General features: G+C 72.2%; 6 protein-coding genes. 3 read left to right on the top strand and 3 right to left on the bottom strand.

The annotated features are described in order from the left end of the window. Positions 1-831: 831 nt before the first annotated feature. From ACTIDRAF_RS0209925 to ACTIDRAF_RS0209915, 3 genes are all read right to left on the bottom strand, one after another. Complete coding sequence (locus ACTIDRAF_RS0209925; protein WP_016698586.1) at positions 832-1,593, bottom strand: SDR family NAD(P)-dependent oxidoreductase; 762 nt, start codon at positions 1,591-1,593, stop codon at positions 832-834. A 107-nt stretch (positions 1,594-1,700) separates the two neighbouring features. Beyond that, the gene (locus ACTIDRAF_RS0209920) at positions 1,701-2,663 is read right to left on the bottom strand and encodes an aldo/keto reductase (protein WP_016698585.1); all 963 of its coding nucleotides are present in this window, start codon (positions 2,661-2,663) and stop codon (positions 1,701-1,703) included. 572 nt (positions 2,664-3,235) lie between these two features. Then, entirely contained in the window at positions 3,236-3,838 is a 603-nt protein-coding gene (locus tag ACTIDRAF_RS0209915) for a histidine phosphatase family protein (protein WP_016698584.1), read from the bottom strand. A gap of 315 nt (positions 3,839-4,153) precedes the next feature. Here ACTIDRAF_RS0209915 and ACTIDRAF_RS0209910 point away from each other — a divergent pair, with 315 nt between their 5' ends. From ACTIDRAF_RS0209910 to ACTIDRAF_RS0209900, 3 genes are all read left to right on the top strand, one after another. Beyond that, entirely contained in the window at positions 4,154-5,290 is a 1,137-nt protein-coding gene (locus tag ACTIDRAF_RS0209910) for a methyltransferase domain-containing protein (RefSeq protein ID WP_016698583.1), read from the top strand. Between the two features lie 469 nt (positions 5,291-5,759). Further along, positions 5,760-6,389, top strand: a complete 630-nt coding sequence (locus tag ACTIDRAF_RS0209905) for a SigE family RNA polymerase sigma factor (protein ID WP_016698582.1) — start codon at positions 5,760-5,762, stop codon at positions 6,387-6,389. Further along, entirely contained in the window at positions 6,386-6,862 is a 477-nt protein-coding gene (locus ACTIDRAF_RS0209900) for a hypothetical protein (protein WP_016698581.1), read from the top strand. Before ACTIDRAF_RS0209905 ends, ACTIDRAF_RS0209900 begins: the two co-directional genes overlap by 4 nt. Positions 6,863-7,304: the final 442 nt, after the last annotated feature.

Genomic DNA, 7,304 nt, shown 5'->3' with positions numbered 1-7,304 from the left:
GGCGGCCGGCCCGTGCCTCAGCCGACCTCGGAGTGCTCCTCGGTCGCGAGGCTGGTTCGTGGTGGCCGGTGTGGACCTCGGGGGGTGCGGGGTGAGTTCCTCGCCTGCTTCCGGGTCACCAACACGGCGCGGGGCCGTCGGGGCGACGGCTTCCGGACCCGAGAGCTCGTCCACAGCGGTACGGTTGTCCACAGAGGACTTCGTCGCGGTGGTACCCCGCCTCCCCCCGCTCCTGGGCTGGCCACGGGGCTGTCCCCAGGAAGGGTGGGGGTGCGTGACCCGCCCGCTCCCCACACTCGTACCACCCCCGGGCGTGTCCGCGTGGTCCTGGTAACGGCCTGGCCGCTCGAGGCCGTCCATCGTGGCCTGACCGCGTTGGTCACGGGGTTCCCCGTGCCTGCTCGGGAAAACCCAGCCCCGCCGACACCACCCGAATGGCCGCGTCAGCGTGGTGGTGGCCGGCGGGTGGGGGACGTCCCGGCCGGCGGGCTGCCGCGCTGCCACGGGGAGGGGCCACCGCACCGGATGGGCTGATGGGTCAACACGACCCGGTGCGGGATGACGGGGTCGCTGGCCCCCGGTTCCGGGCGGTGGGGGACAGCGCCGGGAGACCGCTCGCCACGCCTGGGGACCCGCTTCCGGGGCCGACCGGCCACCACCTCCTGGGCGGTTCGGTCACCGAGTCCAGGGACGTGGCAACCGGACGCGGGACCACGCACCGCCGGCGCCGCCCCACCCTCCCCCGGAAGGCGGGGTGGGGCCGTGGAAGGCCGGTGCCCAGCAGGGCGTTTTCCGGGCGCCCGGTTTCCGGGCGCCCGGCGAGGCCGGTGCTCAGCGCGGCGGCATCCGCAGCGAACCGTCGAGGCGGATCACCTCGCCGTTGAGGTAGTCCTGGTCGATGATGGACAGCGCCAACCTGGCGTACTCGTCGGGGCGGCCGAAGCGTTGCGGGAACGGCACGTTCGCCGCCAGGTTCTTCCGGAACTCCTCCGTCACGCCGGCCATCATCGGGGTGTCCAGGATTCCGGGGGCGATCGTCATGACCCTGATGCCCGAGGACGCGAGGTCCCTGGCCGCCGGCAGCGTCAGGCCAGCCACTCCGCCCTTGGACGCCGAGTACGCCGCCTGTCCGACCTGCCCGTCGAAGGCCGCGACGGAGGCCGTGTTGATCACGACGCCGCGCTGACCGGCCTCGTCGACGGGCTCGGTCCTGGCGATCTGCTCGGCGGCGAGCCGGGTGACGTTGAAGGTTCCGATCAGGTTGACCTCGACGACGCGGCGGAAGAGCTCCAGGTCGTGCACGCCCTTCCTGCTCAGGATGCGCCCCGCGTTGCCGATACCGGCGCAGTTGACGGCGAAGCGCAGGGGCGCGCCCGAATCGACCGCCCTCCCGATCGCCGCGGACACCTGCTCGGCGCTGGTGACGTCGGCCGCGATCAGCTCGACCCCGTCGACGGCCTCGGCGCGCTCCAGGGCGGCCGGCAGGTCCAGCACGAAGACCTTGGCTCCCGCTTCGGCCAGTGCCCGCGCGGTCGCTCCGCCCAGTCCGGAGGCGCCCCCGGTCACGATGGCCGCACTGCCCGTGATCTGCATCCGTACTCCCTCGCCGTCATCGGGTCGCCGTTGACCCGTCGAAACAGTCCCAGCGGAAACTTACTACCGAGTAGCCCGGTGCGGGCAGTGCCGGGCGCGACTTGGTGTCACCGCGTTCCGGGCGGGCAGATCGCGTCGATCTCGACGAGGTCCTCCAGCGTGGGTTGCCACGTGCCGGCGACGGCGTTCGCCTTGACCTGCTCGGGGCTGGTGGCTCCCGCGATGACGGTGGAGACGGTCGGCTGAGCGACCAGCCAGCCGATCGCGACGTCGGTGAGGCTGAGGTTGCGCCGTGCGGCGAAGTCCCGCAGGCGGTCGATGCGGTCCCAGGGGGCCTCGGCCAGCAGCCGACGTCGGCCCGCGAGCCTGCTCCCTGGCGGCGGCGGGGTGTCGCGGTCGTACTTGCCCGTCAGCAATCCGTTGGCCAGCGGGAAGTACGGCACCAGCCCGACTCCGAACCGTTCGCAGACGGGCACGACCTCACGTTCCGCCTCGCGCTCCAGCAGCGAGTAGTGGTTCTGGGCGGCTACCGGCGCCGTCAGCTTGGCGGTGTTGGCGATCCACGCGGCGTCGGCGAGTTGCCAGCCGGCGAGGTTGCAGTGGCCGACGTACCGGATCTTCCCCTCGCGAACGAGGTCATCCAGTACCGAAAGGGTTTCCTCGACGGGAGTAGCCGGGTCCGGTCTGTGTAACTGGTAGAGATCAATCCACTCGGTGTTCAGCCGGCGCAGCGACGACTCCACGGCCCGGCGCACATAGCGCCGGGAACCTCGGGACCCGAAGTCGGGACCGTTCAGCCCCTGCATGTCCATCCCGAACTTCGTCGCGACCACGGCGTACTCGCGACGTCCGGAGAGGGCCTGCCCGAGCAGTTCCTCGCTCCGCCCCCTCGGTGCGCCGTAGACGTCGGCGACGTCGAAGAAGGTGATGCCCATCTCCAACGCCGTGTCCACGACGGACCGGGCGCCGGCCAGGCTCTCCGTCACCGTTCCCGGTCGCCCGAGGTTGTTGCAGCCGAGGCCGACGGCACTCACGGTCAAACCGGACTCACCAAGCCGTCGCTGTTCCACGGGCACAGACCTTAAATGCTCGCCGTCGTTCTGTGTCACCTCATACCCCTGTCACTCCAGAGAGTCCACCCGTACAGGTGGAATTGGTCGACGGAGAGTGACCTCACGAGACCGGCCCCGAATTCTGGACCGGTCCGGTGCCGGCCGAGGGGAAATCGTCGCGGACCACCACCGGCCGATGTCGGAGCCGTTCCCCCACCGGTACCGGCCGATGTGGTCCGGCAGACGACAGGACCACCTCGGCTGGGCGGAGCGCCCCGCACCCCGGCGAACACCGGCCCCGGCGGCCCGCCCGCGCCTGACGACCGCTCGGTCCGCGCACGGGGCGCGGCCGGCGACCAGGACGTCGCGGGCGGTTGTCGGGCGAGGCCAACCGCCCGGAGGTCGGGCGACCGGGGTGGACGGGGCACCCGTCATCTCGTGACGACCGTCGTTCCCCCGTGCGCCAGGTCGACGGCGCGACGTCACCCGCCCCGGACCACCGGGAGGCGGGAGAGCGGAGGACGTCCACCCCGTCTCCAGGGGACCGGCCGCGGCGTTCGCACCGGGGCACCAGGCGGCCAAGCGGGTGGTCAGATCCGCCATTCCTGCGGGTACTCGGTACCGCGCAGTTGCGGAGGCAGGTGTCCCACGTCGTTGTAGGTGACCACGGCCGGAGCCCGCCCCGACCGGTAGAGCAGGACGGTGAGCGAGCAGTTGTAGTCGATCATGTTCAGCCAGGTCGACTCGGACGCGCCCAGGGCCTCACTCGTGAACCACCTGATCACGTTGCCATGGCTGACGACCAACTCCCGGATGTCGTCCTTGGCGCGTCGCGGGATGCCGCCGTAGCGGGCGAGGGCCGCGGTGGCCTGGGCCGGCCCCTCGCGGTCCAGGACCTCCTGGGGGAAGCTCTCGAAGAACTCCGCCTGGGCCGGTGTCAGCTCCTCTGGCCCCGGGATCGACGGGATGAACTCACGCAGGAGGTCGGAGGGGTAGACAGGCGCGTCCGGCAGGTACTTGGTGAGCGCTTCCAGGGTCTGGACGGCCCTGGTGGCGGTGCTGTGGTGGATCGCGTGGAAGGGCACGTCCCGCAACCGGGCGCCGAGCAACTCGGCCTGCCGCCAGCCAACCGGAGTGAGTTCGTCGTCACGTGACTCGCCATGCCGTACCAGGTAGAGCAGTCGGTTTGCCATTCCCGTCCTTCCACGAGACAGTCGCCCGCCTCGCACTGGAGAACCGTCGACACCCACAAGGACGCGCACCGCACGCGGCCAGTTGCCTCGCACCGGCCATCCGGACGGCGGGTGGCTCGCCGCCCGGGAGGACGCGGGACACCGGGAGGCCCGCATCCAGCCGGGGTTCAGCGGATCTCCAGCGGCCGGACCGATACTCGCAGGGTGGTTCGTCACCTCCCGCACAGCGGGCGTCCCTGGAGGCTCACTCCCCGGACGGCGGCGAACGACGTGCGTCCACGGCGCTTCCAGCGAACGACGGGACATCGGCGGGTGATGACGAGGACGGAGCGGCTTACCGCGCAACTGGCGGAACACGGTCTTCTCTGCTCGGCCTGGCGGTCGGCGTTCACCTCGGTGCGCCGGGAGTGGTTCGTCCCCCCTCGGATCTGGACCGACGACGGGTCGGGGCGCAGGCGCCCCGTCGACCGGGAGGCCGATCCGGCGGCCTGGTACGACGCGGTCTACACGAACTCGCCGGTGCTGACGCAGTTCGACGACGGCAACACCGTCTGGCCGGACAGCACCGGTCGGCACTGCACGAGCTCGACATCCCGGCCCGACCTGCTGCTGCGCGTCCTGGAGGCACTCGACGTCCAGGAGGGCGACCGCGTGCTGGAGATCGGCACCGGCACCGGGTACGGCACGGCGCTGCTGGCGGCAAGGCTCGGCTCGGAGAACGTGGTCTCGGTGGAGGTCGACAGGGTGCTGGCGGGCGTCGCGAGGGTCTCGCTGGCCGAACACGGGTTCTCGGCCCGGGTGGTGTGCGGGGACGGAGCAGCCGGTGACCCGGGGAGCGCGCCCTTCGACCGCGTGGTGTCGACTGCTGCCGTGCGGCTCGGGGGCTTCCCGTGGACGTGGGTGGCGCAGACCCGGACCGGGGGAACCGTGGTGGCCCCGGTCCGGAGCGAGTTCGCCGGGGCGGCCGCCCTGGTGAGGTTCGACGTGACCGGGGACGACCGAGCGGTCGGACGTGTCCTCGGCGTGGTGGACGCGCTGCCGCTCCGCCAGCACCGGCCCGCGGTGGTGTCCCCGTCGGTGCTGACCGGTTCGACCGGTGGGCGGCTCAGCCGTACCGCGCTGGAGCCGTGGCGGGTCGCGGGTACCTGGGAAGCGCGGTGGGCGGTCGGGGTTCGGGTTCCCGGTTGCGGCTGGCGGCACGCCCCTCCTCGTGACCGGGGTGCTCCGCACACCCTCCTGTTGGTGGACGCGGTCACGCGGTCGTGGGCTCGGGTCCGTTACGACGGCCGCCCCGGCACGAGTGAGGTCAGGCAGGACGGCCCGCGTGATCTGTGGAACGAGGTCGAGGCGGCCTACCGGGAGTGGGTGGCTCTCGGCAGGCCCGGGCCCGACCGCTACCTGGTCACGGTCACGCCGTCCGAGCAGTCGGCGGCGGTGCGGGTGGTGCACTGAGGACATCCCCGTGCGGCGACCGAGGACGCGATCAGTGACCGTGGTCACATTTCCTGCGAGGGGTGATCCGTTCACGGCGGCCGGCCCCTGTCATTCGGGCACAGGCTCCGCCAGCGGGTGGAGCACAACCCGAAGGAGATGCCATGCGTGCTCGGTTGACGAGCGCGGGCCGTGTTCGCCTGCTTCTGGGAACTGGGGTGGCCGTGCTGGTCCTCGGTGGGGGTGGGGCCCTCGCCTTCGACTCACCCACGCCGACCGATTCGAGGCCGCCGGCGGCCCAACCGGGGCCGCAGACCCCCCACCCCGCACCACCCTCCGAAGACCCAACCCCCGCACCCGCACCACCCTCCGAAGACCCGACCCCCGTCCTCGAACCCGTACCAGCGCCCGAACACAGGAACACGCCCTCGACCGACGGAGCGGCGGTGGCTCCGTCCCCGGCTCCGGTTGACGGGCGTCCCGGCTCCTGATGCCCCGAGGCACGGCGCACGCCGCCGACCGGTCCGCTCCGCTCCGGGGCGGACCGGTCCCGGCCCTGCTCCCGACGGGACTGGCGGCGGTGGGGGAGAACGACCGCGCGGTCCGGGACGCCGAGTTCAGCCGCTACTTCACCGAGAGGTCCCGAGGCGTGCGGGCAACGGCCTACCTGCTGTGCGGCGACTGGCAGCGCGCGGAGGACCTGCTCCAGGCGGCGATGTTGAAGGTCTACCTCGCCTGGCCGAGGTTGACGAACCGCGACCTGCTCGACGCCTACACGCGTCGAGTGCTGGTGCGCACGTTCCTGGACGAGAACCGCCGGCTGTGGCGCCGGCGGGAACGATGCGCCGCCGAGGTCCCCGATGGCACCGTCCACCGCGACGACGAGGTGGAGCACCGGATGATCCTGTGGTCGGTGCTGGCCACCCTCCCGGCGCGACAACGTGCCGTACTGGTCCTCCGGTACTGGAACGATCTGACCGTCGCCGAGACCGCGAGGGTCCTCGGCTGCTCCCAGGGAGCGGTGAAGAGCCATGTCGGTCGCGCGCTCACGAGGCTTCGCGCGCGTCTTTCCGACCACTTCCCCGAACTCGCCGCGACCACCGAGCGGAGGCGATCTTGAGAGGTGAGGACGAGGCGGTCCGGCAGGCCCGGTCGCTGTTCTCCGGCTGGTCCGAGGACGAGGGTCCCCCGGTGCGGACGGAGGCGACGGATGTCGTCCTCCGGGGCCACCGGGTGTTGCGGCGCCGGAGGGTGTGGCGGATCGCGGGAAGCGCGGCCGGTAGCGCCCTCGTCCTCGTCGGGGCCTTCACGCTGGCCGCGGACCTGGGCTCTGTTCCAGAGGTCGTACCGGGACAAGGGTTCCCCCCCTCCGGGGTGGCGCCGCCGTCACCCGTGGAGCCGCCGCCCTCCGACGACCGGACCGGGCCGGTGACCCTCTGCCCGGATCCCGGAACCGGTCTCGAACGGGAAACCGCTCCCTCCGAAGGGGAACCGGCACCGCCTAGCGCCGCCCCGGACCCTTCGGCGTCCCCGTCCCCGCCGTTCCCGCCCGACCGGCCGGAGGCGCTGGACGACGGCTGCGCGGGTTCGTGAGGCGGTGGGGTGGGAGCGGGGGGTGAGCCCCGTGCGCGGGACCAACCCGGCCGGGCGGGAGGGCGGCCTCGCCGGTGGTCCCGACCCGAACAGGCGCGAGCGGCCCCCGACGCCGCCCGTCAGAGGCCGCCCGCTTCGCAACAGGAGGTCAGGGGAGACGACAGCCGCGTGGGATGTCGCGTGGACCGGGTACGCCGTGCGACACCGGTCGTTCGTCGTCGGCGGGGCCCGGCCGTGGTCGTCGACGTCGTTCGTCCGCACGGCGGGGTAGGGAGGGCCCCTCGGAACCGGAGCGGCCCCGGCTGCCGGGCACCCACCGGGGAGGAGGTGTTTCCTTCAGCGTCACCGTGGAGCTGACCCGCATCGCAGGACCTCACAACATCGGGAGGATGTGCTTCGGGAGGTACTACAGATTGCCTGCGGGACAACCCGTTGCCAACCC

Origin of the sequence: Actinoalloteichus spitiensis RMV-1378, from assembly GCF_000239155.1 — a bacterium.
GTDB lineage: Bacteria > Actinomycetota > Actinomycetes > Mycobacteriales > Pseudonocardiaceae > Actinoalloteichus_B > Actinoalloteichus_B spitiensis.
This window is presented reverse-complemented; position numbering and strand designations above follow the sequence as displayed.

Excerpts from the sequence above, each read along its gene's own strand:
- ACTIDRAF_RS0209910 (WP_016698583.1), top strand. The coding sequence starts at position 4,154 with ATGACGAGGACGGAGCGGCTTACCGCGCAACTGGCGGAACACGGTCTT.
- ACTIDRAF_RS0209915 (WP_016698584.1), bottom strand. The coding sequence starts at position 3,838 with ATGGCAAACCGACTGCTCTACCTGGTACGGCATGGCGAGTCACGTGAC.
- ACTIDRAF_RS0209925 (WP_016698586.1), bottom strand. The coding sequence starts at position 1,593 with ATGCAGATCACGGGCAGTGCGGCCATCGTGACCGGGGGCGCCTCCGGA.
- ACTIDRAF_RS0209905 (WP_016698582.1), top strand. The coding sequence starts at position 5,760 with ATGCCCCGAGGCACGGCGCACGCCGCCGACCGGTCCGCTCCGCTCCGG.